Here is a 25,057-nt window from a genome sequence, read left to right as displayed (position 1 = left end):
CATCCTCGAACATCACCGCCCTGTTTGGGCACGTCTTCGGTAATTTGCGCTCACAATTCGCGCTCTGCATCTGACGTCGGCGGTTCGTCGCCGGCCACTCTCGATTTTCCAGCCACCAGTTCCGATACCTATCGGGACGTTTAATTCCCAGTCTGACGGCCTTTCGAACATGAAGGCCACCGCCAAGGCCCACCCGATTCAGGGCCTCGTCAAGTATCACGGGATGCGAGACACGGAGCGCAGGATGCCGTACCACGACAGTATCAGCGTCTGCACCGCACCGAGTCACACGAAGACGACGGTCGAGTTCCTCCCCGACGCCGACGAGGACGTCTACGTCATCGGCGGCGAGGAAGTCGACGGACGCGGCGCAGAGCGCATCCGCGCCGTCGTCGACGAGGTCCGTGACCTCGCTGGCTTCGACCACCGCGTTCGTCTGGAGAGTGAGAACTCCTTCCCGTCGAACATCGGATTCGGGTCGTCGGCGTCAGGATTCGCCGCCGCGGCGACGGCACTCTCCGAGGCGGCCGGCCTCGACCTGACGCACCCCGAAATCTCGACCATCGCCCGCCTCGGGTCGGCCTCCGCCGCCCGTGCCGTCACCGGTGCTGTCTCGATTCTCTACTCGGGGATGAACGACACCGACTGCCGTTCCGAGCGCATCGAGACGGACCTCGAAGACGACCTGCGCATCGTCGCCGCGCACGTCCCCGCGTACAAGGAGACCGAACAGGCCCACGCCGAGGCCGAGGACAGTCACATGTTCCAGGCCCGGATGGCCCACATCCACGCGCAAATCGACGACATGCGTGATGCGCTGTACGACGCTGACTTCGACGCCGCGTTCGAACTCGCCGAACACGACTCGCTGTCGCTCGCAGCAACCACGATGACCGGCCCTGCTGGGTGGGTCTACTGGCAACCGCGCACTATCGCCGTGTTCAACGCCGTCCGCCAACTCCGCAAAGAAGCGGACATTCCGGTCTACTTCTCGACGGACACCGGCGCGAGCGTCTACGTCAACACGACGGCCGAACACGTCGACCGTGTCGAAGAAGCAGTCGCCGACTGCGGTGTCGAGACCGACGTCTGGTCGGTCGGTGGCCCCGCCGAAGTTCTCGACGAGTCCGAAGCGCTGTTCTAACTGCGACCGAGGCGCGTCGGCACCGACGGTCTGACGCCGTCACACCTTCCGACGCCGTCATCCTCTTTTCTCTCGCGCCCGACATGAGAGACATGCGTGTCCTGGTACTCGGTGCCGGGTACGCGGGCCTCACACTCGCCCGTGAACTCGAACGCCGCCTCCCCGCAGACGCCGACCTGACCGTGGTGAACGACTCGTCGTTCCACCTCGTCCAACACGAAGTCCACCGCGCGATTCGGCGTCCATCTGTCGCAGACCCGATTCAAGTCCCCCTCGACGAGGCGTTGACCCGCGCCGAGGTTATCGTCGAGCGCGTGACGAACGTCGATGCGGAGGCCCGCCGTGTCCACCTCGCGGATGGGAGCACACTCGACTACGACTACTGTGCCGTCTGTCTCGGTGCAGAGACCAACTACTACGGCATGCCCGGCCTCGAAGCGCACGCACTCCCGCTCAAGCGCCTCGAACACGCCGAAGCCATCCGCGCGAAGTTCTTCGACGACTGTGACGACGGCGGCACAGTCGTCGTCGGCGGTGCCGGCCTCTCGGGCATTCAGGTTGCCGGCGAACTCGCGGCGCTCCGGGACGAAGAAGCCGCGCACACAGATATCGTCCTCATCGAACAGTTAGATACCGTCGCGCCAGCGTTCGCCGAGGAGTTCCAGCGAGCAGTCCGAGACGAACTGCTGGATAGAGGTATCGACGTTCGGACCGAGACGACAGTTCAGTCCGTCACGCCCTCGACCGTCGAGACCGACACCGGCGACATCGACTACGACATGCTCGTCTGGACTGGTGGGATAACGGGCGATGGGGCGATGGGAGACGAACGCCCCACCGTCAGAGCGGACCTGCGACTCGACGAGCGAACGTTCGTCCTCGGCGACGCCGCGCGGGCCGTCGACGCAGACGGAGAACCCATCCCTGCGAGTGCGTCCGCCGCCATCCGTGAGGCGTCGGTCGTCGCCGCCAACATCGCCGCACAGGTCGCATACGAACAGAGTGGCGACCCCGGCGCGTTCCCACCGCGTCCGAAACCGTACCGGTTCGAAGTCCCAGGATGGATCGTCTCGGTCGGTGACGGGGCCGTCGCACAGGTCGGCCCGAGCATCTTCCGCGGGAGCGCCGCGAAAGCGATGAAAGCGACAGTCGGTGCTGGCCACCTCACGTCTGTCGGGGCCGTCTCTCGAGCGGTGGCGCTCGTCGAAGAGGAACTGAACTCCTGACGACAGGCGTCGCTATCTGCGGACGCTCCTCACGTCGGCAACGACACCGGTTCGAACGGACGAAGACCGAAGTACGTCACGAGTATCGCACCGAGACTCACGACCACGAGAGCGAGTTGCACGAGGGTTCCGACGACCGGAACCACGCCGAGAAGTTCGAGTGCGATAGCGACGACGACCACGCCAACCGCCGCGGAGACGTCCGGCCGGTCGATGGGTAGTCGGCGGCCAACGAGGTATCCGTAGACGAGATGGCCGTATGCGACGGTCAGCGCCCCCACACCGACCCCGAGGATGCTCACCGGAATGAGGATAATCGTCATCGCCATGAACACGACGAGCGCGAGCGTCGTCGCAGTGACGAGGAGTCCGACGACACCGCTGACCACCGGGTGACCGGTAATCGCACGTCCGACGGTGTCGAAGGCGAACTCGAACCGCCGGACGAGGAGTCCCGCGGCGACAGCGAGGACGACCGTCTGGAGGACCACGAACACCGCTCCTCTCCCTGGGGACGACGACTGCGCCGCGAGCGTCTCGGCAGTCGTGAGCGATTCGAGTGTGGCACCGTCGTCGATATCGAGTGACCCAGCGATGTACTGCGTGTCGCCGGTGACGACAGCAGTCGGTCCGAGTGTGAGGTTGCCACTGAGTTGAGTCACATCGCCGTCGACCGTTCCCTGTACGTCGGCAGTGCCACCGATGACGTACACCGACCCGGACACCGAAGCGTTGGCCGGGATGGTCGATTCACCACCACCGACGACGTAGACGTCGGGGATCTCGGTGACGGTGTGCGTGCCGTCGGTGACGATTTCCATCGATTCGACCGCACCACCCTGGACTCCGACGAGGAGGAACACGACGACCAAGAGTGGAATCAGTTCAATTGGGTTCGCCATTGCGCCCCTCCCACAGCGTGTGCATCCGTCCGAGATACGTTCCGACGACGAGGCCGACGAACAACAGCAGTGCGAGCGCGTTCACGAGGTTCAGATGGTCGAGAAGTGTCACCGACGTACTCTGGAAGTACAACGCGAGTGCGGTACTCAGGAACGTCGAGAGGAACCCAGCGAGACCGATGCCGATAGCCGAGTGGGTGCCAATCGTGTCTGGCGTCGAGAGGTCGGGCCAGAGGGCGAAGTTGAGTGTCGTATAGAAACTGACTGCAACTGCGTAGAACGCAGGATTCAGCGGCGAACTCGGTCCAGTGGTGAGCGACGGAAACCACATCGCGACGCGGATGTCGAACGTGTACAACAGGTGAGTAAACGAGAACAGACCGAACGCCGCGAGAAAGAGGACTCGCCGGTCGAACGACGTATAGAGGACGCCGGCCATCACCGCGCCGACGACGTGGACGACACCCAAAGTCAGGTGCATCGAGAAGTCGGGCGATTGCCACGACGTGAGCACCAACGACGGTGTATCGAGGATTCTGAGAAAGCCGAGACTGTCGACGAAGAACACCCCGAACATCAAGACAAGTGGGGCGACAAACGCCGCCTCGCGAACCGAAACCGGCCCGGAGTGGCAGAATCGGCCGACTCCGAACTGCTCGTGGTGGCGTGAGAGTCGGCCGACGAACGCGGGTGGTCTGAAGACGAGGACGCCGAGCAGGACGACTCCTGGAAGCATCGCGGCGACGACGACCCTGCTGAACGACTCGACCTGCCAGTTCAACGGGTAGACGTTCGCCAAGAAGTACGTCAGGGCTGTCGCCGCCGCTGCAACAGCACCGCGGTCACGAACCGCGACGAAGTCGATAGTCAAGGCGAACGTCGCAGGGAATCCGACGCCCATCGAGACCGACGCGAGGATAATCCACGCTCCGAACTGCGGGGCGGTCCGGACGAACGGTGCTGCAGCGGTCAGGAGAACCTGCGCGACGACGACGCCGAGGAGAATTCGCAGTTTTGCGTCCAACGACGACGACCATCCGCGTCGGTCCATCGAGACGCCGAACGCGATTGCGGTCGCGAGCGTCACGAGTGCGAGTGTCGCCATCCATCCAGAGACTGCGGCCTCGGACAGCCCAACGAGACGGGTTCCGAGGTCCAACAGGCCGAGTTGGACGAACGTGACGTTGTAGTAATACCCACCGGTGAGAAGTGCGACGAAGAAGGCGTAGCCGAACACGACCTGCCAGTCACCTCGTCGAACGGCGGATACGAGATTCATCGACTGGACGTTCGGTCGCTCAACTGATAAAAATAGGAGCCGGTGTGTTGCGCTTTCGGCGGGTTGACGAACGCCGTCCCCGCTTCGATTACACTGGACCGAGTCCTCGTTCTCGTCGCTGAATCTCCACCGCAACTTCGTTCGTCCGGAAGAACGGCAGCGTCGACGGCGGGTCGTACTGCATGAGGAAGGCGTCGCCGACGACCGAGACGCCGTTGTCAGCGAGTGTCTGAAGTAACGAATCGGTCTCTTTCTGAGTTCGTCGGTCGGTCGCGTACCACGAAAACTGCCGGACTGCGAGTGTCCGCGCGGACTGTTCGACCAGTTCGACGTCGGGGTTGGTGGGTCGCGGTGCAGTGTCGTACTCGTACGACGACGGGAGGTAGAACGACAGCTGTACGCCGCGGTCGGTGCGGTCGGTCGCGACAGGTGCAGTCATCGGAATCGACTCGCCTGCCGATTCAGTCGTCACCGGTGCGGTCATCGAAACCTTCTCGCGGGACTGATTCGCGCCCGAGATATACTGGAAGAGTCGTCGAAACGCCACGCCGGTGTTCTGTGCCGTCGTCTCGACGCTCACCGTCGTCGGATACTGCCGAATCTCGACGCCGTCGAGCGTCTCGACCACGGTGTACGGAACGGTCTCTGTCCCAGGTTCGCTCGAACGGAACGCCCGCGACAGTGCAGTGGCAGCGAGTGCGACACCGAGGCCAGCGATGGCGAATTTCGTGCGGCGCTTCATGCAGATGATACGTCAGCGAACGATAAGACGAGTTCGGCAAAACGGAGAGAAGGTAGTGCCGCCGTGGCCAGACCGGGGCGTTCAGTCGCGGCGGCCGAGTACGGCGAGTGCGCCAACCACACCGAGCAGTGCGAGAATCGGTGCGGGACCGAGCGGCATCTCGGTCGATGTGGTGGTCGTTTCGTCGGCGGGTTGGTCGGTGTCCGAGTCGGTCGATTCGAACGTGACTGAGAGGTCGTCGAGAGATTCGCTGGTGTTCCAGGCCACCACCGTCGCCGTCTTCACGGCGGGGTTTGGTGTGGCGGATTCGAGTTCGTAGCCGTCCGGGCCGCGGACGACGAACGGCCGTTCTGGGTCGAACCCGTCGTCGAACGGTTCTGCGAGGACGACCTGTCCGTCGCGGTGTGTGGCGACGTTCGTCCACGTCGCCGACAGTTCGACGATACCGGTCGAGTCCGTCTCGACGAACTGTGCAGTCGGGTCACGGATGACCATCTGTCTGCTCGTCTCGTTCGAGGCGCGTGCCGCGAGCGGTTCGAGTCGGTTCGCGTACGATTGGGCGAACGTGGAGGCGTTCGCTTCCAGACGCTCGAATCCGGTTCGGTCTGCCTCCTCCGACAGGTTGTACGTGAGTCGAAGCGTGACGCGAGCAGACCCGTCAGACGAGAGGTCGACGACGAACGCCGACGTCTCGTTTCCGACTGCCGTTTCCGACTGTCCGAGAGGCGAATCGGCCGACGCGGGTGTACTACTCTCGGAGGTACCGGACATGGCTCCAACAGACCCAGTCAGTGCGGCAACGACGACCAGTGCAGTGATTGCTGCGCTGGCAAGTCGTGTTCGACGTTCCCCTCCCATCACTCGTCGCACCCTCGATGGCTGTAGACGAGCAGTTCAGTTCGGTCACTCACTGTCAGGCGTGTCCGTTTCTTCGTCGGGTTCGTCGGTTTCGACGTCGTCTTCTTCTTCGTCGGGTTCGTCGGTTTCGACGTCGTCTTCATCATCCTCTTCGTCGTCCTCTTCGTCTTCTTCATCCCCGTCTTCTATCTCGTCTTCTTCGTCTTCTCCATCTTCTTTGTCGTCACTATCCTCCTCGTCTTCTTCGTCTTCTTCGTCTTCTTCGTCCTCTTCGTCCTCTTCGTCCTCTTCGTCCTCTTTGTCGTCAGTATCCTCTTCTTCTTCGTCCTCCTCGTCCTCTTCGTCGTCAGTATCCTCCTCGTCTTCCTCATCCTCCTCGCCAGGTGCTTCTATCTCTGATTCGAGCCGGAAGACCGTCCCGGAGGAGCCATCGACGCGCACTTCTGCGTCACCGGTGGAGTTCGTCCCCGTGAGTTCGAACTCGAACTCGTAGTATCCCGAGTCGGTGTGTTTGTCGCTCTCGACGAGAGACCACGACCCGGTCGAAGGCGTGCCGAGTTCGGACCGAGCGCTGTCGAGTGCGGACGATTGGTCGACGGTGAAGTTGTTGTCGTCGTCGCGCTCCCGTTCGATTTCACGCGACTCCTCGCCGTCTTCGCTCTCGACTTTGATGGAAAGTCCGTCCTCAGATTCGATTTCGATTTCACCTTCGCTGAGCCCTGTGAATCGCTGGAGGAGGGCTTTCGCACCGGTCCCCGTGACAGATTCGAGAGAGTTGTTTATCGTCTCGAGTTCGGATTCGTCGAATCCGGCAGTCTGGAGACTCGTGTTAGAGACGTTGTCCGAGCGTGCTTCGAGGCGTGAGACAGAATCCGAGAGGTGTTCACTGCGTGCGTTGAGCGTCGCGATTCGCTGGGCGTACGTCGACCGACTAATCTCGCCGGATTCGTACGCTTCGGTAGCCTCTTCGTACTCCTCGCGGATGTCTTCGGCACGCTCTGCGAGTTCCTCTGCACGCTCGCTAATCGCCTCGGCCCGGTCGTCGTCTTCGCTGGCTTCGAATCGGACTTCGAACGCACTTTCTTCGACTTCCGTCCGGACTTCGCTGTCCGTCTGCGAGACGATAGTCGTCAGTTGCTGTCCGACCGTCACCGCGACTGTGCCGTTCGACGCATTCGAGTCCTCAGTGGACTCGTTTGTCGTCGTGTTCGACGTCGTGTCGGTCGTCGTATTCGACGTCGTGTCGGTCGTCGTGTTGTTGGCTGCGAACCAGCCGGCGTCCGCACCGACCGCGGCGGGTTCGACGGTCGTATCGTGTGGTGTACTCGCTGCCACGGCTGACGGTGCGACAACACCGACGAGCATGGCACTGACGAGCAGCACCGAGAGTAGTTTTCGGAGCATCGTTGCCAGACACACTCGGTGGAACTGTCATAAACCGGGAGAACCGTGGCGGTGTTTCTCAGTGTGTTCCGGGCCGTTTCAGACCGTTGCAAACCGTTGCAGTCGCCGATTTTTGCGGATACATCCAATCACCACGACCGTCAGCACTGCTGACTGGGTCGTGAGGGAGGAGCTCTCAGAACCGAGAAACGGTCCACGTCATTTATCTAGGTGTCGGGGGTACCCGCAACCAGCGAGATGGCCCAGTCGTACGCGCAGTTCGTGGTCGCCCTCATATTGGTTCTGAGCCTCGTCGGCGGGAGCCTCGCACTCTCAGAGCCAGTTCGGGCACAGACGCAACCAGATGTCGATACGACGGTCCTCCGAATCGAAGTTCACGAAAACACCACGGCGACGTGGGAGTTACAGATTCGAACGCGCTTGCGAACGAGCGACGACGAGGCCGAATATCGCGCGTTTCAACGACAGTTCGAAAACGACACCGACGCCTATCTCGGACCATTTTCAGACCGTCTCAACGGGACCGTCGACGCGGCAGGCCAAGCGACGGGCCGTGAGATGAACGCCACAGGGTTCGAGGCTTCGACGAGTCTCCAATCGGTTCCGCGGCAGTGGGGCGTGGTCACCTACCGATTCCGCTGGACCAACTTCGCAGTCGAACGAGACGGGCGTCTCGTCGTCGGCGACGTCTTCGAGAGCGGCCTGTTCATCGCGGAGAACGACTCACTCGAACTGGTCGCCCCTGCTGGCTACCGAGTCGCGTCTGCATCTCCCAGCACAGTCGAGGAAAGCGAGAACGTCCTCACGTGGGACGGCCCCGAATCGTTCGCTGACGGGGAGCCGAGTGTGACCTTCGAACCCAAACCGGTCGAAGAGCCGAGTGTGAAGACGACGCCGTCGTCGACCGACTCGGGAATCGAGTCCGTTGCTGGCCCATTGGGTATCGTGTTTCTCGTCGCCCTCGTGGCGGCCGGTGCATGGTGGCAACAGTCGAGCGGACCCGTCGAGAGCGACGACTCATCCGATGGCCATCACCCCGGTGACGGAGAGAGCGCGGACGAGTCGGCGAACCCCGACCCCGGAGCGACGCGACCGGCGAACACACCAAGAAATAGCAGTAAACCGCACGACGAGACGGAGGACGGAGACGAGAGCACGACAGTCGGTACAGGGACGATCGTCACCGACGAGGACCGTGTACGGACCCTCCTTCGAGAGGCCGGCGGCCGAGTTCGACAAAAAGACGTGGTGGCGGAACTCGACTGGTCGAAGTCGAAGGTGTCGCGCGTCCTCTCACGGATGGAAGACGACGGAACGGTCGAGAAACTTCGATTGGGTCGGGAGAACGTCGTCGAACTCGTCTCGGAGACGGACGACGATGACGACGGCGAGACCGGCGCTTGAAGCAGCGCTGTTCGAGTGACGCCGCTCCCGTAACACGCCGATTTCGGGGCAGAGAGCACCGAACGACGAGTACACTTTAAAACTGTGTTTAGTTTTAACTAGTTCTCCGTTGTTCCGAGTGTGACAAACATTATTGGGCGCGTTTGTGTCTATCAATCATGGACTTCAAACTCACCGAGGAACAGCGAGCCATCCGAGACGAGGTTCGCCGGTTTGCGGAGAACGAAATCGCCCCCGTCGCCAACGAGTACGACGTCGAAGAGAAGTACCCCTACGAAGTCGTCCAGAAGGCGGCCGACATGGGCCTGACCGGGGCACACTTCCCAATCGAATACGGCGGTGTCGGCTACTCATCGCTCGAAAACGCCATCGTCACCGAGGAACTGTTCGCAGTAGACCCCGGTATCGGCCTCTGTATCACGAGTGCCGGATTTGGCGCTGAAGCCATCATCAACTTCGGGACCGAAGAACAGAAAGAACGCTACCTCCCGCCAATCGTCGAAGGCGAGTCCGTCATGGGTGCCGCCATCAGTGAACCCCAGGCCGGTTCCGACGTCACCTCCGTGAAGACCCGCGCCGAGAAAGACGGTGACGAGTGGGTCCTCAACGGGAACAAGATGTGGATTACGAACGGGAGCGTCGGCGACTACTTCGTCGTCATGTGCCAGACCGACCCCGACGTGGACGACCGCTACTCCGGGTTCTCTCAGATTATCGTCGAATCCGACCGAGACGGCTTCGAGGCAGACAAGATTACGGGCAAGATGGGTATCCGCGCCAGCGACACCGCCGAACTCATCCTCGACGACGTTCGCGTCCCCGAGGAGAACCTCGTCGGCACTCGCGGCATGGGCTTCCTCCAGCTCATGCAGTTCTTCGACGAGACGCGGACCGCCGTCGCCGCACAGGGTGTCGGTATCGCGAAAGGTGCCAGCGAACAGGCACTCGAATACGCGAAAGAACGCGAGCAGTTCGGTCGCTCCATCAGCGACTTCCAGGCGATTCAGCACAAACTCGCCGAGATGCACACCAAGACCGAAGCGGCCCGCCAACTGACGTACAAGTCCGCCTGGAGTGTGGACAACGACGAAGGGCAACTGACCGCGCTCGCGTCGATGGCAAAGGAGTTCGCCTCCGACGTCGCGACCGACGTCGCCGACGAAGCCGTCCAGATTCACGGTGGAGCCGGGTTCGTCAACGACCACGCCGTCGAGCGTCTCTACCGTGACTCGAAGATTACCCAAATCTACGAGGGAACGACGGAGATTCAAAAGACCATCATCGCTCGCGAACTGCTCGGCAAGGGCTTCTAAAGCCTCCTCACGGGGCAGTTCGAGACGTACTGTTATACGAGTTGGACGTCAATTATATCACATGAGTGCACGCGATAGCGACGCATCCGAGTTCACGTGTGACCTGTGTGACGACCACTTCGACACAGAAGAAGAACTGAAAGACCACGTCTGGGAGTACCACGAGTTAGACGGCGACGTGACGACGTAGGCAGCAGAAGCGACCGCCTCGTGACGGTTCACGGTTTCTGGGGACGAACGTTTTATTCGCGTCTGTCCTAGTTCCGGAGTGGCAACCTTCGACGCGATTCTGTTCGACCTCGACGGGACGCTCATCCAGAACGACCAGACCGGCGAAGACATCTACGCTGGGGCGTTTTCGACTGCCAGTATCGACCGGTTCGGAGACCCTGCCGACCTCTGGAGCGTGCTCGACGAACCACCGTCACCCACCGACCCTGAAACACAACTCGCCTCGGGATTCGAGCGCGTCGCCGCGCAGTACGGCCGGAGCGTGGACGCACACGCACTGGCCCACGGATTCATGGAGACGGTCGACCACACCGCAGTCTCGTTCCTTCCGGGCGCAGTTGCGGCCCTCGAAACCGCGCAAGCACATGCACACGTCGGACTCGTCACCAACGGACCGGAGCACCGACAGGCCGTCAAACTCGACGCACTCGACATCGGAGACGCGTTCGACGTCGTCGTCTTCGCCGGCGATATGCCACGACGGAAACCACATCCCGACCCCTTCGACCGGGCGCTCACTCGTCTCGAAGCAGACGCCACCAACAGTGTCCACGTCGGAAACTCACTCGAGTTCGACGTCGTCGGGGCACAGCGGGCGGGACTCGACGCGGCGTGGTGTCCGGGCGACGTCGAACGCGACTTCGACGACGAAGCGTACTCGCCAGAGTACGTCCTCTCGTCGCTCCACGAGTTCGGCGACATCCTCGGCGATATCCTCGACGCTCCGTGAGTCGTTTCACGGCGTTCGGCACGACGTTCCGACGTGTCTTTCTTTCTCTCGCACCTACTGACGCCAAATGGACTACGTTGCGGCCGTGTTGACACGGGAGTTCCCCAACCGGCACGTCGCCTCGGTGACGCCGGCACGCAAGGGGAACCACAAACACACCGTGATAGTCGAGTTCGTCGATGGCCACGCCGTCGTCGTCCAACTCGCGACCGACGCCGACGCACTCCACCTCGAAACCGCGCTCGCACGAGCGGTCGGTGACCGGACGACCATTCCAGTCCCGACCGTCGTCACCACGGGGACGATAGCCGACAGAGGCTACGCAGTCGTCGAGCGTGCAGCGGGGAGCGAACTCCACGAGCAGTTCGTCGAACTCGACGACGCAACCCAGCGGGAGATTGCCCACACGTTCGGTCGAGGACTCGCAGAACTCCACGGCGCGTTCACGCTCGAAGGGTACGGCGCAGTGACCGCGAACCCAGTCGGCACTCGCGTCGAGTTTCGCGCCGACGAAACGCGAGACTGGCCACGATGGTTTTCGTCGTACGTCCACGACGGTATCGACGCACTTCCGGCAGCGTTCGACTCGCTTCGAGACTCGCTCGTAGCGGCCGTCGAAGACGCGACATTCCCCGAGAACCCCCTCTCGACGCTGTACCCGTGGGACCTCAGACCTGGAAATGCGCTGGTCGACGACGGCAGTGTCTCTGCGGTGTTGGACTGGGGACAGCCGCTTGCCGCCGTACCAGGTCTCGGTGTGGCAAAGGTCGAACACCTCGTCGCAGACTGGTACGTCTCCGACGGAACACTACTCCGTCAGGCGTTCCGCGATGGCTACGAAACCGTCCGTCCATATCCGCCGGTCGAACCGATACACCGAATTGCTGCGGTCGTTCGGTCTGCAGTCGATTCGAACGGCGAGGTGACTCGGCCTGGATACCCAGAACGAACGGGCACTCGCGCCGTGTCGTTCCATCGACAGCGACTCGAGTCCCTGTTGTAACCCACTGAACCGGCGACAACACGGTTCGGGTTCGGGGTTCGATTCACGGCGGTTCTACTCACCGACGACAGAATGTGTTGCGATACGAACTACTAATTTGGAGCGCGTGGTACGAAGGACCATGGTACGAGATGATGGCAAGCGAAATTTCGTCCTCGTGGAGGACGACGGTGAAGAGACGAGCGTCTTCAGTGGCACGTATCCGCGGCAAGCAGCGCTGAAAGCCGCCCGACGACTCCACCCGGCACCGAGCCGAGACGAAGTCGACGGCCACGCGACCCTCAAACTCCGCGAGCGAGGTACCGACAAGATTCACGTCTACGAAGGGTGGGCCTGGACCGAAGAGAAAACCGACGACGACCCCGAGTGGATGGACGACTACGTCACGCGTTCGAACGTCTCCAAGCAGGGTATCGAACACCGAGACGAGTAGCGACACGACGTCCGTGTGGTTCCGCGGTACGGGGTCACCGTCGTGCGTGCCCGACGTCGGTACAGACGAGTATTTTTCCGGCGCCAGTACATATATTAGAATACTAGTAAATTCATTGAAGAATGGGGACGAGTCGACGGACTACGAAGTGCACACACACGTTTCAGGTTCCAGAGTACGACGAGGTCGACGTCGACAGGAACAAAGCAAGGGCAAGTTGGCTCCTTGGGCCAGACGACATCGGTGTCGAGGACGGTGTGTGGACCTGTCCGCACGAGACTGTCGACGAGAAAGACAAGTGCGTGTTTCACCTCTCACCCAGCGACCGCCCTGCCGGTGTCGACATCACACAGGCGTTTCTCGATGCAGTCGAACAGGCCAATCGACTAGAGACTCCCGACGAGCGACGGCGACACCGGCAGTTCATCGACGCCACGTTCGACGAGTTCGATCTTCGTGCGACGACCGTCGGTGGGACACAACGAGGCTACATCGATTGTCGCCACGCGAGGTTCGGGCGTGTCGATTGCGAGCATGCCGAATTCGAACAACGAATCCGGTTTTCGAGTGCAACGTTCGGAGAGCAGTTTGATACAGAACGCGAGAGCAACGACGACTCGTCTCGGGAAGTGATATTCCGTCGGACAATCTTTCGATACAGTGTCGGGTTCAGTGGCGCAACGTTCGGTACCCCCGTGAACTTTACAGGAGCACGGTTCCGCGATTGGGCTGGATTTCGGTGGGCGACGTTCCACGACGATGCGAACTTCGAGTGGACGACGTTTCAAGACATGATCTCTGCTCGTGACGTGCACTTCAGAGACCGGGCCAAGTTTCGAGCGGTCTCGTTCGACGGGTGGGGGCAGTTCAACAACGCCGTCTTCGAAGGGCCGACGATTTTCGACCTCTCGAACTTCGGTGACGACGCCGATTTCGTGAACGCCCAGTTCCACGACGACACGACGTTCGCCGAGACCGAGTTCAGCCGTCAGTTCAATCTCAGCGACGCTGTCATCACAGCGCCGTTCTCACTCACCGAAGGGAGGGTCGATCGGTCGATTGTCCTCTCAGGTGCCACACTACGTGGGACGGTCCGACTGGATAACTGTTCGGTTTCGCAGCATGTTGAGGCGGAACGAGTACGAATCGAATCACCACTCTTCTTCGATGGTGCCCAGATTTCGACGCTCGTCGTAGAGCCTGCTGCGACGAGCGACCGAACCGACCCAGCGTACCTCAGTCTCGTGAGAAGTACGGTCACTGATGGCGTTCTTCGACAGCCACCGACAGGAACAATCGTCTACGACCTCGCGTTCGCAACTGTTGGTGACGTCGTATTCTCGGGGACACCCGACGGGTCGCTCTTCGAGTACATTCGGTTTTTCCGGACCCGGTTCGACGGATTCGACTTCAGTGCGAGTGACGACCTCGATTTAGCCTCGGCAGGATACGTCATTCACACACTCTCAGACGACGCAGCGGCAGTCGTTCCGCAGATATCGAGACGGGACCCGTCGATAGACGACCTCTGGACGACCTATCTTTATGCAAAGACCGGTGCTGAACGAGCAGGTGACAACACCGCCGCGGGTTTGTTCTTCTATCGAGAGATGGTCAATCGAAGACGGGCACACTTCGACAGGGCACTGAACAACGACGGTCGCTCCATCACCAACCGAATCATCGACGTGACAAAATGGGGGCGGAGTTGCGTTCTCGGGGGGCTCACGGGATACGGTGAGAAACCCGACCGTGTGATATATGCTTCAATCGGAGTCATCGCAGCGTTCACACCCTTGTACGCACTCACGCTGACTCCACGGACAGGCGAATCTCCGGCGTCAGTGTGGGAAATCCTCACACTCAGTCTCCAGAGTTACGTCACGTTCTTACTCGGACAACCGCCTGGTGATCTGACGCTAATCGGAGAAGTCCTCAGTGCATTCGAGGGGTTTATCGGTGCCTTCCTCGTTGCGCTGTTCGTTTTCACACTTACGCGCCGTATACACCGCTGAGTCTCCCCGGTGTCTTCGACGTTCGAAGGCCGGTCGTCGGTCGGTGGTGTCAGTGAGATATCGTCGACGTGGGTCGTCCGGTGGGAGTAATCGTGCTCTCGTGGGCACCCATATCGTGAAAAATCGAGTGTCGAGACCTGTATCGACACAGGCCACGCGATTGTGGTCTGTCGAAGACGGGTTAGTGACCGTCGCAGACTCAGACGGTCTTCATCGCGCCACGGATGTCGTCGCTCGACATGCCGACACCGTGGACATTTTGTACGTGTTCTTTGACGTACCGAATCATCTCGTCTTCGCTCTCGGAGCGAATCTCGAAGTCACAGTCGTAGCCCGCGTCTCGGCAGACGATTTCTTTTACCATTGTTGTGGACCTCCATGGAGACAAACAGACGCCGGGATAATAGTTAGAGACGTAGTTAGCCGGTCGGCAGAACGGAGCTACCTGGTAAATTCTATTTTAACAGAAACTGTCGTGACGGACGTGACCGTCTCGATGTTCGACCTGTCGATTCCCGAGTCTTTCAGTCGTCGTGGGACCGGTCGTGAAGTTTTCGGGCCTCTTCGAACGTCGTCGTGACCCACTCTCCTTCCTCGTGGAGTTTGATTTGGACCATCCCCTCCGGAATGTCGACGTCGACCGTCTTCGAGTGGGACTCGACGAGGTGTTCGGCAAACTGCGCCAATGCGGCATCCTCTGAAGGGGCAATCGATCGCCACGAACAACCGGGATGCGAACAACGCTTCATCTCTACTCTCGGCTTCACTGGAGGGTATAAGAGACTTCCCCTCACGAGAACTGCAACAAAATCTGGTTCTTTCTGTGACGAGTGTGACCCGACGGCGCGGCCACCCTCGGTGATTACGTTCTCGTGAACGTGGCTGTTCGCCCGTTTCGACTGCTTAACAAAGTCTGTCCCTGCCTTCGAATACGTGTCCCACGTCGATATCGACACCAGTCGGCAGTCTGCGGGGAGGAAGGCCAATGGAGAGTTACGAACCCGACGACAGAAATCGATTGAACGAACAGAAGATTGCAGAACTCCGTGGTAACCTCCGCGCGCTTCACGACTACCTCCGAGAACAAGCAGGGCGTAACGTCCCGCAGGAAGCGTACTCCATCGATGGGCGGACGTTCAACTTCGAAGCACCACTGTCGCTTTCCTTACCGGTCGGCTGTTATATCGAGATTCAGACGGACGCGGGTGTCGAGTATCTCGGCCAGGTTATCACGAAGGACGTCGTCGAGCGCGAAGGTGCAGAACTGGGTGTCGAGTTCGACCTCGACCAAGAAGAACTGTTCCCCGAGGGAATCGGTCTGTCAGGCGTCACAGACCGCCTTCGGGTGTCACTCTTGGTCGGCAGTGGTGTCGTCCTCAGAAAGGTGGGTGCAGACGAGATGACTGCAACGTCAGACGCCGATACGTTTCAAAACGCATCGTTCACTCGGGCCGACGCCGACGTGGTGAGTCGCTACCTCGCAGGGGCTGGGAATCGAGCGAAACTGCCGATTGGACAGGCGTTGTACGTCGATGGCGACGCAACCGTCCGACTCGATGCAGGCGGGTTCAATCGACATAGCTTCCTCTGTGGACAATCTGGCTCTGGAAAGACGTTCTCTCTCGGTATCGTCCTCGAACAGTTACTGCTCGAGACCGACCTTCGAATCATCGTCATCGACCCGAACTCTGACTTCGTCAGTCTCGACCAACTGCGCCCACGAGACGAGGTGAACCGCTTCCGTTCTGACGCGCTTTCACCTGCAGCGTACGAGCAGGTGGCCGAGCGCTATGCAGACGCGACGACAGCGTTGCGTGTCTTCCGTCCCCAGACGGTTGCCACTGCCGACGACGACGTTCTTCGAGTTCGCTTCGGCGACCTCAGTCGGCCCGAACAGGCCACCGTGCTTCGGCTCGACCCACTCGAAGACTCGGCGGAGTTCAATACGTTCTGGCACATTCTCGACGAACTCGGACAACAGGAGTATTCGTGGGACGAAGTTCGAGAGGCAGTCGCCCACAACTTCACCGAAGAGGCCCGCCAACTCGGCCTCCGAATCGAAAATTTGGGGTTGGCCGACTGGGATGTGTGGTGTTCGCCGGGAGAGCAGTCGCTCATCGACACCGTGGCGAACACCGATTGGCGCTGTCTCGTCGTCGATATCGGGACGATTGGGTCACAGGCCGAACAGATGGTCGTCGTCAACTCCGTCTTGACGCATCTGTGGCGCGAACGGAGTCGACGCCGCCCCACACTCGTCGTCGTCGACGAGGCACACAACATCTGTCCCCAGAACCCAGCCGACGACTTGCAAGCGATTTCGACCGAGACTGCAGTTCGCATCGCAGCAGAGGGCCGAAAGTTCGGACTCTACCTGCTGTTGTCCACCCAACGCCCCGCCAAGATTCACGAGAACGTCCTCTCGCAGTGTGAAAACCTCCTGTTGATGCGGATGAACTCCAGTTCAGACCTCTCTCACCTCGCGAATATCTTCTCGCACGTGCCTGCGAGTCTGCTCTCCGAGTCGAGCAAGTTCGGTCTCGGAGAGACGGTGTTGGGTGGTCGATTCGTGCAGAATCCGACGTTTGCGAAGTTCGAAGGCCGGTTGTCGGTCGAGGGAGGGAGCGATATTCCGTCGACGTGGGCGAAGCGACGTGAGTGAGGCCGCAGCGGCGGAAAACGGCTCGTAAGTTCGTCGCTATCGTATAATGGTTCAGCCAAATCTCTACGGGCCGAGAACCGTCGTCCGTACTTACAGTTATTCTCTGGACATCTGCATCTATGCTCTGTAATCAGTGTCAGCAAACGCCCGAAGGTGGGTGTACGGTCCGCGGCGTCTGTGGGAAGGACGAAGACCTCAACGGGTTACAGGAACTCATCTTGTACGGCCTCAAAGGGATCTCGGCGTACGCGACAGAAGCGCGTGAGATGGGGTACGTCGACGAGCAGGTGGACGCGACGGTCCACCGAGCACTGTACTCGACGCTCACGAACGTCAACTTCGACGTCGAAGACCATCTGGACGTCGCACTGGAGGTTGGCGAAGCGACGGTTCGCGTGATGGAACTTCTGGACGAAGCACACATCGACGAACTGGGTGTCCCCGAACCTGTCGAAGTCCCACAGAACCGCGTCGAGGGACAGAGCATCCTCGTCACGGGCCACGACCTGCACGCGCTCAAGCGACTTCTCGAACAGAGTGAAGGCGAGGGTGTGAACGTCTACACTCACTCGGAGATGCTCCCCGCCCACGGCTATCCCGAACTCAACTCCTACGACCACCTGAAGGGGAACGTCGGCGGCGCGTGGCACGACCAGCGGACCTTACTCGAAGAGTTCCCCGGCGTCTTCGTCGGTACCTCGAACTGTGTCCAACCGACTCGAGACAGTTACCACGACCGGGTCTTCACGACGAACGTCGCTGGATTGGAAGGCGTTCCGACCATCGACGATGGTGACTTCACGCCGGTCATCGAGAAAGCCAAGCAGACGGAACCTGCGTTCTGGCACTCGAACGAAACGCTCTCGACTGGCTTCCACCACCAGACCGTCCTCGACATCGCCCCGAAAATCGTCGAGGCCGTCGAAAACGGCGATATTCGGCACTTCTTCGTCATCGCTGGGTGTGACGCCCCGACGCCCGGCCGTGACTACTTCCGCGAGCTCGCGCAGTCGGTTCCCGAAGACTGCGTCATCATGACCACCTCGTGTGGTAAGTTCCGCTTCAACGACATCGACTACGGAACGGTCCCCGGCACCGACATCCCGCGGTACATCGACCTCGGTCAGTGTAACAACTCCATCTCGACGGTGAAGATTGCGACTGCACTCGCGGAGGCGTTCGACTGCGGCGTCAACGACTTACCGCTCTCGATCGTCCTCTCGTGGTTCGAACAGAAGGCCGTCGCCATCCTGCTGGGACTGTTCTCGCTCGGCGTCGAAGACATCTATCTCGGACCGACGATGCCCGAGTTCCTGACGCCGGCGCTCGCGGACGTCATCAGCGAGGAGTTCGGCCTTCGGGCGACCGGTGACCCGCAGAGTGACTTGCAGCAGATGTTGGCCGAGTAGGCTCACCGCCGACTACTCACCACCCTTCCAGCCGTCTTTATTCGCCTTCCGCACCTATCTCTCCCACGATGACGGCCGAGAGCGAAACCCAACACAGGGGGGCTGTTGGTGAGTTGGTCGAGAGCGTGTTCTGGAGTCCACACGCCAACCCGCGGAGTGTTTGGGCGTTCGTCGCAACGTATCCCATCCTCATCGCGGCCATCTACCGCCGAAGCAAACCGCTTGCTGTGGCGACGCTCCTCTCGATAGTGCTGAATCTCGTTGGCGTCTCACCACCAGAGAGTGACGACGCGTGGGCGACGCGCGTCGTCCTCGGTGAGCAGGTGTGGTTCGACCGAGGGGTGTTGTCGGAGAAAGGAACCTTCGGACTCACGGCCGTCGGTGGGGTGGTCAACCTGTATACGATTCGAGCGGCCGTGAAACGCCAGCGAGTCCGAACAGTGGTCGGAATGGGTGTGTCGATGGCGTTCATGTTCGTGTTCTTCGACCGAATGGTCGAGTTGTACGATACGTATGGCAGTGGGGAATTTGAGGGCTCGACGGGAGTGGAACTCGAGTGAGAGGTCGTGACTAGTTCTCCAAACAGCTACTGTTTATACACGTGACACGTCTCCTCAGATAGTATGAACAGGTGGAAGCGAGGGGCTGTCGTCGTGTTCGTCGTTTTCGTCGTTCTCAGCGGCGGTGTCGTGCTCTACTTTTCGCTGCCGTATCACGGAACGTCGTCGTCAGTCCAAGAAGTCGTAGACGACCCACAGGTGTCCGTCGAGAAGACAGACGGCGTGCACGTCCTCGCTCCGGCGAATGCCGACTCGACTGTTGGACTCGTGTTCTATCCGGGTGGTCGTGTCGCTCCGGACGCCTACTACAGTACCTTCGCACCGGTGGTCAAACAGGCGAACGTCACGGTGTTCATCCCGCAGATGCCACTCAACACTGCCCTCCTCGACACTGATGCTGCTGCAAAGATTCAGCGTCAGAACCCCGCGATTCAGACGTGGTTCGTCGGCGGGCACTCGCTCGGTGGTGTCGCCGCCTGCCAGTACGCCAGTTCACACGAGGTCGAGGGCCTCCTCCTGTTCGCGTCCTACTGCAACGTGGACCTGAGTGAGGAGTCGGTTGCTGTGCTGAGCGTCACCGGGAGTGCAGATACGGTTCTCGACTGGGAAAACTACCAGGCCGCGACGACGAAGGTTCCGCCGACTGCGACGTTCCACGAGATTCAGGGGATGAACCACACGCAGTTCGGTTCGTATCGTGGGCAACGTGGGGATTCGCCTGCTTCGATTTCTTATGGCGAAGCGCATCGTAGGGTTGCAGAGGTTGTTGTGGAGTGGTTGGGTGGAGAAATGGGAGTGGTGTGATTCGGGAGGTGGACTATCTGTTCGAAATCACCCGGTAAGTCCCACGTCCACGGCCCTGCATCGTCCGAATCGTACTCCAACGTAGGCTCAAGATTCACCAGCGAGCCACCGAACAACTCGCCGCTCGACGTGTCGCCATCAGCGTGTCAGTCGCGGTCGAACGCCACCTCATCTTGCGCCGTCATGCAGAGCAAACGCATCGAGAATATGCTAGCCCGACCGCGATTTTCACGTTCCTTTATATACTATTTCGACAGTAGATTTCACCGACTGTTCAGCATATTGGTGGTTCTTCCTGAACACCCCCTTCATTCGGGCGCGCGTTTCGTGCGCGACGCGCGAATTCGCGCACGAATTGGGGGGCCCAAAATACCAGGATGAATATATTGAAAATATTTAATTTTCTGAATTTGCGGTAGAGGCGTTCTATCGGGGGAATACGCTGTTTTAATCAAAACCCCGACTTCGATTGAGATGCGACATGAAGCAGAAACCAGTATCCAAAGACGGCCGGGAAATCCTCGACGTGAAGACCATCGACAAATCAGACAATTGGTGGATGGGCGTCGTCCGAGACCTGTACCTCGAGACAGGTGAGATACGCGTCCGACTCGAGAGAGAAGCCTGGGACAGCAACCAGGGAGCGTGGAGGAACGTGCACGTGTGGAGAGTCCGTCCAGAGTTTTGGAACGCCGAGGTCGACGCTGTCAGTCGAGTCCAGAAGGGTCTCGGGGAGTCACCACCGTGGACGCCGGTCGACGAGACGATCGACGTTCTCGAGTACGTAAAGGTGCGGAAGGACGAACATCGGTGGGTCGCCGCAGTCGAGGCAAAGAGTCACAACTGGTGGAACTCCAAAACTCGGTTGTATCACTGGGACCCCGACGATGGGACCCGGAAACAGAGCTGGACCGTCGGTAAAAACTGGTACAAAGCCAAGCGAGCCGCGAGTGTGATGCTGTCGAAGTAGAGCGGTCACGTGCTGTGCTCGCGTCTATCTGGACCTAGCGAGCACTGCAGGATTTGAACCTCGGTCGCTTTTTCCAGTCGCTCCCTGATTCAAATCCTTCGCGCGACATCTTTCGCTCCTCACGAAGTTCGTCGCAGAAAGATGGGCGCTGCAGGATTTGAACCCACGGCAACTTGGTCCGAAGCCAAGCACTCTGTCCAGACTGAGCTAAGCGCCCTACATTCCTTCGTGCGCCGCGGTCATGTTTAAATGAATTGATTCGCGACGGCCGACTCCGCGCGATTTATACGGAGTGTCCGAACACTACCCGGTATGGCTCTCGGAGTGCGGGCGCGCGGATTCGTCGGACTCACCAGACCGGGGAATGCAATCGCGGCCGGCGTCCTCACGTTCACGGGTGCGTTCGTCGCTGGTGCGACGTTCGGCGACACGCTCGCCGTCGTCGCGGCGGTCCTCGCCACAGTGTTCGCGACGGGTGCGGGGAACGCTATCAACGACTATTTCGACCGCGAAATCGACCGTATCAACCGACCCGACCGCCCCATTCCGAGTGGTGCGGTCACCGCCTCGGAGGCGAAGTGGTTCAGCGTCGCCCTCTTCGGCGGCGCTGTCGTGTCGGCACTCGCGTTACCACTCGTCGCCATCGCCATCGCCGTGGTCAACCTCGTCGCACTCCTCGCGTACACGGAGTTCTTCAAGGGACTCCCCGGCGTGGGCAACGTCGTCGTCGCCGCACTCACGGGGTCGACGTTCCTCTTCGGCGGAGCTGCAATCGGAGAACCACTCGGCGCGCTCGTGCTGTGTGTCCTCGCCGCGTTGGCGACGCTCACCCGTGAAATCGTCAAAGACGTCGAAGACATCGCTGGCGACAGAGAGGAGGGACTTCGAACCCTCCCCATCGTCGTCGGTGAACGACCGTCGCTGTGGCTCGGCGTCGCCGTCCTCGTCGTCGCCGTCGCCGCGAGTGCCGTCCCGTTCGTCAGCGGTGAGTTCGGCCTCGTGTATCTCGGGTTGGTCGTCCCCGCCGACGGGGTGATGCTCGTGGCGTCGGCCCAGTCGTTCGAGAATCCTGGGACCGCACAGCGGAGACTCAAACAGGGGATGTTCTTGGCCGCGTTCGCGTTCATCGTCGGCCGTGCAACGTCGCTCACCATCGCCTTCTGACGTCTCTCGCGCTCGCTACTGGCCCGTTCGGAATCGAGAGTAGGGGAAGTTTCCACCCACCAATCAAAAAGAATATTACCGGCACACCGAATGGTCGTACTATCTGATGACCCCCGGCGAGCGGAAGCGTCATGCGATAGTACTCCTCGGAGTCGATGCCACTGACCTGAGGTACTCGTATGTATGAACTTGGCGGCGACCTCGACACCGAGGTCGAACCGGGGACGAACCTCCTTATCAGCGGACCGCCACTGACCGGAAAGCGCTCGCTGGCACTCGATATTCTCGCCGCGGGGAGCGAGCGCGGCGAAGGTGCGATCGTCGTCACGACCAAAGACGGTGCAGACCGCATCCTCAAAGACATCAACAAACGCATCGAAATCGAAGACAACCCAGTCTCTGTCGTCGACTGCGTCACCAGGCAACAGGGAGTCGGCGACGTTCGGGACGACGACCGAATCAAATACACCTCGTCACCGGTCGATATGACTGGCATCGGAATCAAACTCTCCGAGGTTCTCCAGGAGTACTACCAGGACCGAGGCTTAGAGCAGAACCGCATCATGCTCCACTCGCTTTCGACGCTCCTGATGTACGCCGACCTCCAGACGGTGTTTCGGTTCCTCCACGTCTTCACCGGGCGTATCCAGAGCGTCGGTGGACTCGGACTGTTCACCATCGACGCCGACGCCCACGACGACCGGACGATGAACACCATCAAACAGTTGTTCGACGGCATCATCACCACCTCCGAAGACGCCGCCCCCAGCGTCAGACTCGCCAGCGACTGACGAACGAACCCCGACGGCCGACGTCTTCGAACGGCGACTGTCGATTCCGACTCAGCCACGGCGACTGCGCTGACCACGCACGCTCGGCCGAGATTTTTATCCACAACTCTCGTTCGTGTCGGTATGCCCATCACGAGTCCCGACGGACTGCGAGCCATGCTCGACTACCAAACCATCGCCGTCGTCGGGTGTTCTGCGACGCCAGGAAAGGCTGCCCACGAGATTCCGGCGTACATGCAACGTCACGGCTATCGAGTCGTGCCCGTCAACCCGTTCCACGACGAGGTACTCGGTGAGAAGGCGTACGACTCACTCGCAGACGTAGACGAAGCTGTCGACCTCGTCAACGTGTTCCGGCCGTCGGCAGAGGCAGGTGCCGTCGTCGATGCCGCAATCGACCGTGCGGCCGACCATGGCGACGTCAAAGCGGTCTGGCTCCAACTCGGGATTCGTGACGACGAAGCGGCAGCGCGTGCCGAAGAGGCCGGTCTCGACTACGTCCAGGACAAGTGTTACAAGGTCGAACACGCCAGATTCGTCGCCTGACTGGGGCCGCTCGAGAACGAGTCGAACAGACTGAGTACGCTATCCTTCCCACGACTCGAAGTCGCCGTAGACGCCTTTCGAGAGATACCGCTCAGAAGAGTCGGGGAAGACAGTCACGACCGAGTCGTACGGGAGGTCGAGTTCGCCCGCGGCCGCGCGTTCTGCGACGTCGAGCGCCGCGAGTGCGTTCGCCGCAGAACTGGACGCGACGAGGTGGCCCTCTTCTGCGGCGAGTCGCTGCATCTCGGCGTGCGTCTCGTGGTCGCCGATTTGGACGATTTCGTTCACTACGTCGGGGTCGAACAACTCGTTCGTCGCGGGGTCGTGGGTGCCGATGCCCTCCGTCTTGTACGCTCCTTCTTCGACGTCCCGGCCGTGGAGTCGTGCGTAGAGCGACCCCACCGGTTCGACGGCCGTCACGAACGTATCGGGGTGTCTCTCACGGCCGTAGCGGGCCAGTCCCATGAGGGTTCCTGCCGTCCCACACCCAGCGACGAGCGCACCAACCTCGTCGTCGAGCGCGTCGTACACTTCGGGGGCCGTCGTCTCGTAGTGTGCCTCGGGGTTGAGCGGGTTCGAGAACTGCTGGGGGACGACGGCGTCGTCGAGTTCGTCCGCGAGTTGGTGGGCACGGTCGATGGCACCACCCATGCCGTCTTCGGTGGGCGTGTTGACCACGTCGGCGCCGAGCGCTCGCATGAGCGTCTGTTTCTCGACGCTGAATCGCTCGGGGACGACGAACACCGCGCGAATACCGAGTTGATTCGCCGCCACCGCGAAGCCGATACCGGTGTTTCCGGCGGTCGGTTCGACGACGGTCCCACCCTCGGGGAGGTCGCCAGACGCCAGCATCTGTTCGAGCATGTACTTCCCGATGCGGTCTTTGACGCTCGCGCCGGGGTTGAACGACTCGAGTTTGGCGTAGACCGGAACCTCGTCAGGAGATGCGTGAATCCGAACCAGCGGGGTCTCGCCCACGGTATCGACCACCGAGTCGAGGGGTTCGCGGTGCGTGGTCATACCCAGGCAAATGTTGCGCCGGTTACTGAACGTTATCATCCCGCCGCGGGGTGCAAAGAAAGAATCCCGTTATTTGTCGGGTGCCGAATCGTCGGCTACGGCGTCTGAATCGTCGGCAGTGGTCTCGTCGGCACCGGCCGTGCTCGAGTCGGCTTCTGTTTCGGCCTCGGCGATGTGGACGTTCGCGATAGTCGCGTCGATGTCGATGCCCTGTTCTTCCGCGAGAGCTTCGAGAATCGCGCGCTGTTCGGCGTTTTCGGCTTCGAGTTTGTCCACTCGTTGCTTGGTCTCGTCGACCGTCTCGCGAACTTCGACGATTTGCCCGCGGAGTTCGTTGAGCTTCTTGTAGACGTCTTCGGCCATCTCTGCGACTTTCTGGAGCTTCTTCGCAGTGCCTCCGATTCCCATGTGTCGCCCGTCGAACTCAGCACTTGTACGCCTTCCGGT

Annotated in this window: 26 protein-coding genes and 1 tRNA gene; 17 read left to right on the top strand and 10 right to left on the bottom strand. The window is 60.6% G+C overall.

Going from position 1 to position 25,057, the window contains the following annotated elements:
* Window positions 1-169: 169 nt before the first annotated feature.
* Together mvaD and GJR99_RS02070 are read left to right on the top strand one after the other, a co-directional pair.
* Window positions 170-1,144 carry a phosphomevalonate decarboxylase MvaD gene (gene mvaD, locus GJR99_RS02075; protein ID WP_151109018.1) on the top strand — a complete coding sequence of 325 codons (975 nt, stop codon included), beginning with the start codon at window positions 170-172 and terminating at the stop codon, window positions 1,142-1,144.
* A 92-nt stretch (window positions 1,145-1,236) separates the two neighbouring features.
* Window positions 1,237-2,370 carry an NAD(P)/FAD-dependent oxidoreductase gene (locus tag GJR99_RS02070; protein WP_151109017.1) on the top strand — a complete coding sequence of 378 codons (1,134 nt, stop codon included), beginning with the start codon at window positions 1,237-1,239 and terminating at the stop codon, window positions 2,368-2,370.
* Between the two features lie 29 nt (window positions 2,371-2,399).
* Here the strand turns inward: GJR99_RS02070 and GJR99_RS02065 are convergent, their stop codons facing one another.
* The 5 genes from GJR99_RS02065 to GJR99_RS02045 form a co-directional block, all read right to left on the bottom strand.
* The gene (locus GJR99_RS02065) at window positions 2,400-3,272 is read right to left on the bottom strand and encodes a bactofilin family protein (protein WP_151109016.1); all 873 of its coding nucleotides are present in this window, start codon (window positions 3,270-3,272) and stop codon (window positions 2,400-2,402) included.
* The gene (locus tag GJR99_RS02060; RefSeq protein WP_151109015.1) at window positions 3,256-4,551 is read right to left on the bottom strand and encodes an MFS transporter; all 1,296 of its coding nucleotides are present in this window, start codon (window positions 4,549-4,551) and stop codon (window positions 3,256-3,258) included. The genes GJR99_RS02065 and GJR99_RS02060 overlap by 17 nt, the downstream gene beginning before the upstream one ends.
* Window positions 4,552-4,639: 88 nt before the next feature.
* Complete coding sequence (locus GJR99_RS02055) at window positions 4,640-5,293, bottom strand: SOUL family heme-binding protein (RefSeq protein ID WP_151109014.1); 654 nt, start codon at window positions 5,291-5,293, stop codon at window positions 4,640-4,642.
* 81 nt (window positions 5,294-5,374) lie between these two features.
* Entirely contained in the window at window positions 5,375-6,151 is a 777-nt protein-coding gene (locus GJR99_RS02050; protein ID WP_151109013.1) for a DUF7345 domain-containing protein, read from the bottom strand.
* A gap of 45 nt (window positions 6,152-6,196) precedes the next feature.
* Window positions 6,197-7,555 (bottom strand): DUF7096 domain-containing protein, encoded by a 1,359-nt coding sequence (locus tag GJR99_RS02045; protein WP_154325921.1) that lies wholly within the window; start codon window positions 7,553-7,555, stop codon window positions 6,197-6,199.
* A gap of 237 nt (window positions 7,556-7,792) precedes the next feature.
* Between GJR99_RS02045 and GJR99_RS02040 the strand changes: the two genes are divergently transcribed.
* The 7 genes from GJR99_RS02040 to GJR99_RS02015 all read left to right on the top strand — a co-directional run bounded on the left by GJR99_RS02040 (window position 7,793) and on the right by GJR99_RS02015 (window position 14,684).
* Window positions 7,793-8,959 (top strand): helix-turn-helix transcriptional regulator, encoded by a 1,167-nt coding sequence (locus tag GJR99_RS02040; protein WP_151109012.1) that lies wholly within the window; start codon window positions 7,793-7,795, stop codon window positions 8,957-8,959.
* 158 nt (window positions 8,960-9,117) lie between these two features.
* Window positions 9,118-10,272: an acyl-CoA dehydrogenase family protein gene (locus tag GJR99_RS02035; protein ID WP_151109011.1), complete on the top strand. Its 1,155-nt coding sequence runs from the start codon at window positions 9,118-9,120 to the stop codon at window positions 10,270-10,272.
* 61 nt (window positions 10,273-10,333) lie between these two features.
* Window positions 10,334-10,462 carry a hypothetical protein gene (locus GJR99_RS17685; protein WP_255518291.1) on the top strand — a complete coding sequence of 43 codons (129 nt, stop codon included), beginning with the start codon at window positions 10,334-10,336 and terminating at the stop codon, window positions 10,460-10,462.
* Between the two features lie 78 nt (window positions 10,463-10,540).
* Window positions 10,541-11,233 (top strand): HAD family hydrolase, encoded by a 693-nt coding sequence (locus tag GJR99_RS02030; RefSeq protein ID WP_151109010.1) that lies wholly within the window; start codon window positions 10,541-10,543, stop codon window positions 11,231-11,233.
* Between the two features lie 67 nt (window positions 11,234-11,300).
* A complete protein-coding gene (locus GJR99_RS02025) occupies window positions 11,301-12,236 on the top strand; it encodes a phosphotransferase family protein (RefSeq protein WP_151109009.1) in 936 nt (311 codons plus the stop codon).
* 121 nt (window positions 12,237-12,357) lie between these two features.
* Entirely contained in the window at window positions 12,358-12,669 is a 312-nt protein-coding gene (locus GJR99_RS02020) for a non-histone chromosomal MC1 family protein (RefSeq protein WP_151109008.1), read from the top strand.
* A gap of 122 nt (window positions 12,670-12,791) precedes the next feature.
* Window positions 12,792-14,684 carry a pentapeptide repeat-containing protein gene (locus GJR99_RS02015; protein WP_151109007.1) on the top strand — a complete coding sequence of 631 codons (1,893 nt, stop codon included), beginning with the start codon at window positions 12,792-12,794 and terminating at the stop codon, window positions 14,682-14,684.
* A 199-nt stretch (window positions 14,685-14,883) separates the two neighbouring features.
* On the opposite strand, the gene GJR99_RS02010 is transcribed toward GJR99_RS02015, so the two are convergent.
* Together GJR99_RS02010 and GJR99_RS02005 are read right to left on the bottom strand one after the other, a co-directional pair.
* Window positions 14,884-15,048 (bottom strand): DUF1059 domain-containing protein, encoded by a 165-nt coding sequence (locus GJR99_RS02010; protein ID WP_151109006.1) that lies wholly within the window; start codon window positions 15,046-15,048, stop codon window positions 14,884-14,886.
* Between the two features lie 160 nt (window positions 15,049-15,208).
* Window positions 15,209-15,433: a DUF1059 domain-containing protein gene (locus GJR99_RS02005; protein ID WP_151109005.1), complete on the bottom strand. Its 225-nt coding sequence runs from the start codon at window positions 15,431-15,433 to the stop codon at window positions 15,209-15,211.
* Between the two features lie 236 nt (window positions 15,434-15,669).
* On the opposite strand from GJR99_RS02005, the gene GJR99_RS02000 reads away from it, so the two are divergent.
* From GJR99_RS02000 to GJR99_RS01980, 5 genes are all read left to right on the top strand, one after another.
* Window positions 15,670-17,346, top strand: a complete 1,677-nt coding sequence (locus GJR99_RS02000) for an ATP-binding protein (protein WP_151109004.1) — start codon at window positions 15,670-15,672, stop codon at window positions 17,344-17,346.
* Between the two features lie 119 nt (window positions 17,347-17,465).
* Complete coding sequence (hcp, locus tag GJR99_RS01995) at window positions 17,466-18,755, top strand: hydroxylamine reductase (RefSeq protein WP_151109003.1); 1,290 nt, start codon at window positions 17,466-17,468, stop codon at window positions 18,753-18,755.
* Window positions 18,756-18,823: 68 nt separating this feature from the next.
* Complete coding sequence (locus tag GJR99_RS01990; protein ID WP_151109002.1) at window positions 18,824-19,315, top strand: DUF6653 family protein; 492 nt, start codon at window positions 18,824-18,826, stop codon at window positions 19,313-19,315.
* Between the two features lie 63 nt (window positions 19,316-19,378).
* A complete protein-coding gene (locus GJR99_RS01985; protein WP_151109001.1) occupies window positions 19,379-20,119 on the top strand; it encodes an alpha/beta hydrolase in 741 nt (246 codons plus the stop codon).
* A gap of 481 nt (window positions 20,120-20,600) precedes the next feature.
* The gene (locus tag GJR99_RS01980) at window positions 20,601-21,089 is read left to right on the top strand and encodes a hypothetical protein (RefSeq protein WP_151109000.1); all 489 of its coding nucleotides are present in this window, start codon (window positions 20,601-20,603) and stop codon (window positions 21,087-21,089) included.
* A gap of 142 nt (window positions 21,090-21,231) precedes the next feature.
* Here GJR99_RS01980 and GJR99_RS01975 read toward each other — a convergent pair.
* Window positions 21,232-21,306: transfer RNA gene (locus GJR99_RS01975), tRNA-Arg, on the bottom strand.
* Between the two features lie 95 nt (window positions 21,307-21,401).
* Here GJR99_RS01975 and GJR99_RS01970 point away from each other — a divergent pair.
* The 3 genes from GJR99_RS01970 to GJR99_RS01960 all read left to right on the top strand — a co-directional run bounded on the left by GJR99_RS01970 (window position 21,402) and on the right by GJR99_RS01960 (window position 23,590).
* Window positions 21,402-22,253, top strand: coding sequence for a geranylgeranylglycerol-phosphate geranylgeranyltransferase (locus tag GJR99_RS01970; protein WP_151108999.1), 852 nt, complete (start codon window positions 21,402-21,404; stop codon window positions 22,251-22,253).
* 179 nt (window positions 22,254-22,432) lie between these two features.
* Window positions 22,433-23,044, top strand: coding sequence for an RAD55 family ATPase (locus GJR99_RS01965; RefSeq protein WP_151108998.1), 612 nt, complete (start codon window positions 22,433-22,435; stop codon window positions 23,042-23,044).
* Window positions 23,045-23,167: 123 nt separating this feature from the next.
* Window positions 23,168-23,590: a CoA-binding protein gene (locus GJR99_RS01960; RefSeq protein ID WP_151108997.1), complete on the top strand. Its 423-nt coding sequence runs from the start codon at window positions 23,168-23,170 to the stop codon at window positions 23,588-23,590.
* 39 nt (window positions 23,591-23,629) lie between these two features.
* Here GJR99_RS01960 and GJR99_RS01955 read toward each other — a convergent pair whose 3' ends face one another.
* Together GJR99_RS01955 and GJR99_RS01950 are read right to left on the bottom strand one after the other, a co-directional pair.
* Complete coding sequence (locus tag GJR99_RS01955) at window positions 23,630-24,610, bottom strand: PLP-dependent cysteine synthase family protein (protein WP_151108996.1); 981 nt, start codon at window positions 24,608-24,610, stop codon at window positions 23,630-23,632.
* A 69-nt stretch (window positions 24,611-24,679) separates the two neighbouring features.
* Entirely contained in the window at window positions 24,680-25,018 is a 339-nt protein-coding gene (locus GJR99_RS01950; protein ID WP_151108995.1) for a DUF5798 family protein, read from the bottom strand.
* Window positions 25,019-25,057 lie beyond the last annotated feature (39 nt).

The organism is Haloferax marinum (genome assembly GCF_009674625.1).
GTDB classification, from domain to species: Archaea; Halobacteriota; Halobacteria; order Halobacteriales; family Haloferacaceae; genus Haloferax; species Haloferax marinum.
Note: the sequence above shows the minus strand (reverse complement) of the source record. Positions and strands in the feature narration are given on the sequence as shown.

What these genes read in the sequence shown, in the direction of transcription:
- mvaD (WP_151109018.1), top strand. Translation starts at nt 170, where the DNA reads ATGAAGGCCACCGCCAAGGCCCACCCGATTCAGGGCCTCGTCAAGTAT.
- GJR99_RS02070 (WP_151109017.1), top strand. Translation starts at nt 1,237, where the DNA reads ATGCGTGTCCTGGTACTCGGTGCCGGGTACGCGGGCCTCACACTCGCC.
- GJR99_RS02065 (WP_151109016.1), bottom strand. Translation starts at nt 3,272, where the DNA reads ATGGCGAACCCAATTGAACTGATTCCACTCTTGGTCGTCGTGTTCCTC.
- GJR99_RS02060 (WP_151109015.1), bottom strand. Translation starts at nt 4,551, where the DNA reads ATGAATCTCGTATCCGCCGTTCGACGAGGTGACTGGCAGGTCGTGTTC.
- GJR99_RS02055 (WP_151109014.1), bottom strand. Translation starts at nt 5,293, where the DNA reads ATGAAGCGCCGCACGAAATTCGCCATCGCTGGCCTCGGTGTCGCACTC.
- GJR99_RS02050 (WP_151109013.1), bottom strand. Translation starts at nt 6,151, where the DNA reads ATGGGAGGGGAACGTCGAACACGACTTGCCAGCGCAGCAATCACTGCA.
- GJR99_RS02045 (WP_154325921.1), bottom strand. Translation starts at nt 7,555, where the DNA reads ATGCTCCGAAAACTACTCTCGGTGCTGCTCGTCAGTGCCATGCTCGTC.
- GJR99_RS02040 (WP_151109012.1), top strand. Translation starts at nt 7,793, where the DNA reads ATGGCCCAGTCGTACGCGCAGTTCGTGGTCGCCCTCATATTGGTTCTG.
- GJR99_RS02035 (WP_151109011.1), top strand. Translation starts at nt 9,118, where the DNA reads ATGGACTTCAAACTCACCGAGGAACAGCGAGCCATCCGAGACGAGGTT.
- GJR99_RS17685 (WP_255518291.1), top strand. Translation starts at nt 10,334, where the DNA reads ATGAGTGCACGCGATAGCGACGCATCCGAGTTCACGTGTGACCTGTGT.
- GJR99_RS02025 (WP_151109009.1), top strand. Translation starts at nt 11,301, where the DNA reads ATGGACTACGTTGCGGCCGTGTTGACACGGGAGTTCCCCAACCGGCAC.
- GJR99_RS02020 (WP_151109008.1), top strand. Translation starts at nt 12,358, where the DNA reads ATGGTACGAGATGATGGCAAGCGAAATTTCGTCCTCGTGGAGGACGAC.
- GJR99_RS02015 (WP_151109007.1), top strand. Translation starts at nt 12,792, where the DNA reads ATGGGGACGAGTCGACGGACTACGAAGTGCACACACACGTTTCAGGTT.
- GJR99_RS02010 (WP_151109006.1), bottom strand. Translation starts at nt 15,048, where the DNA reads ATGGTAAAAGAAATCGTCTGCCGAGACGCGGGCTACGACTGTGACTTC.
- GJR99_RS02005 (WP_151109005.1), bottom strand. Translation starts at nt 15,433, where the DNA reads ATGAAGCGTTGTTCGCATCCCGGTTGTTCGTGGCGATCGATTGCCCCT.
- GJR99_RS02000 (WP_151109004.1), top strand. Translation starts at nt 15,670, where the DNA reads ATGGAGAGTTACGAACCCGACGACAGAAATCGATTGAACGAACAGAAG.
- hcp (WP_151109003.1), top strand. Translation starts at nt 17,466, where the DNA reads ATGCTCTGTAATCAGTGTCAGCAAACGCCCGAAGGTGGGTGTACGGTC.
- GJR99_RS01990 (WP_151109002.1), top strand. Translation starts at nt 18,824, where the DNA reads ATGACGGCCGAGAGCGAAACCCAACACAGGGGGGCTGTTGGTGAGTTG.
- GJR99_RS01985 (WP_151109001.1), top strand. Translation starts at nt 19,379, where the DNA reads ATGAACAGGTGGAAGCGAGGGGCTGTCGTCGTGTTCGTCGTTTTCGTC.
- GJR99_RS01980 (WP_151109000.1), top strand. Translation starts at nt 20,601, where the DNA reads ATGAAGCAGAAACCAGTATCCAAAGACGGCCGGGAAATCCTCGACGTG.
- GJR99_RS01970 (WP_151108999.1), top strand. Translation starts at nt 21,402, where the DNA reads ATGGCTCTCGGAGTGCGGGCGCGCGGATTCGTCGGACTCACCAGACCG.
- GJR99_RS01965 (WP_151108998.1), top strand. Translation starts at nt 22,433, where the DNA reads ATGTATGAACTTGGCGGCGACCTCGACACCGAGGTCGAACCGGGGACG.
- GJR99_RS01960 (WP_151108997.1), top strand. Translation starts at nt 23,168, where the DNA reads ATGCCCATCACGAGTCCCGACGGACTGCGAGCCATGCTCGACTACCAA.
- GJR99_RS01955 (WP_151108996.1), bottom strand. Translation starts at nt 24,610, where the DNA reads ATGACCACGCACCGCGAACCCCTCGACTCGGTGGTCGATACCGTGGGC.
- GJR99_RS01950 (WP_151108995.1), bottom strand. Translation starts at nt 25,018, where the DNA reads ATGGGAATCGGAGGCACTGCGAAGAAGCTCCAGAAAGTCGCAGAGATG.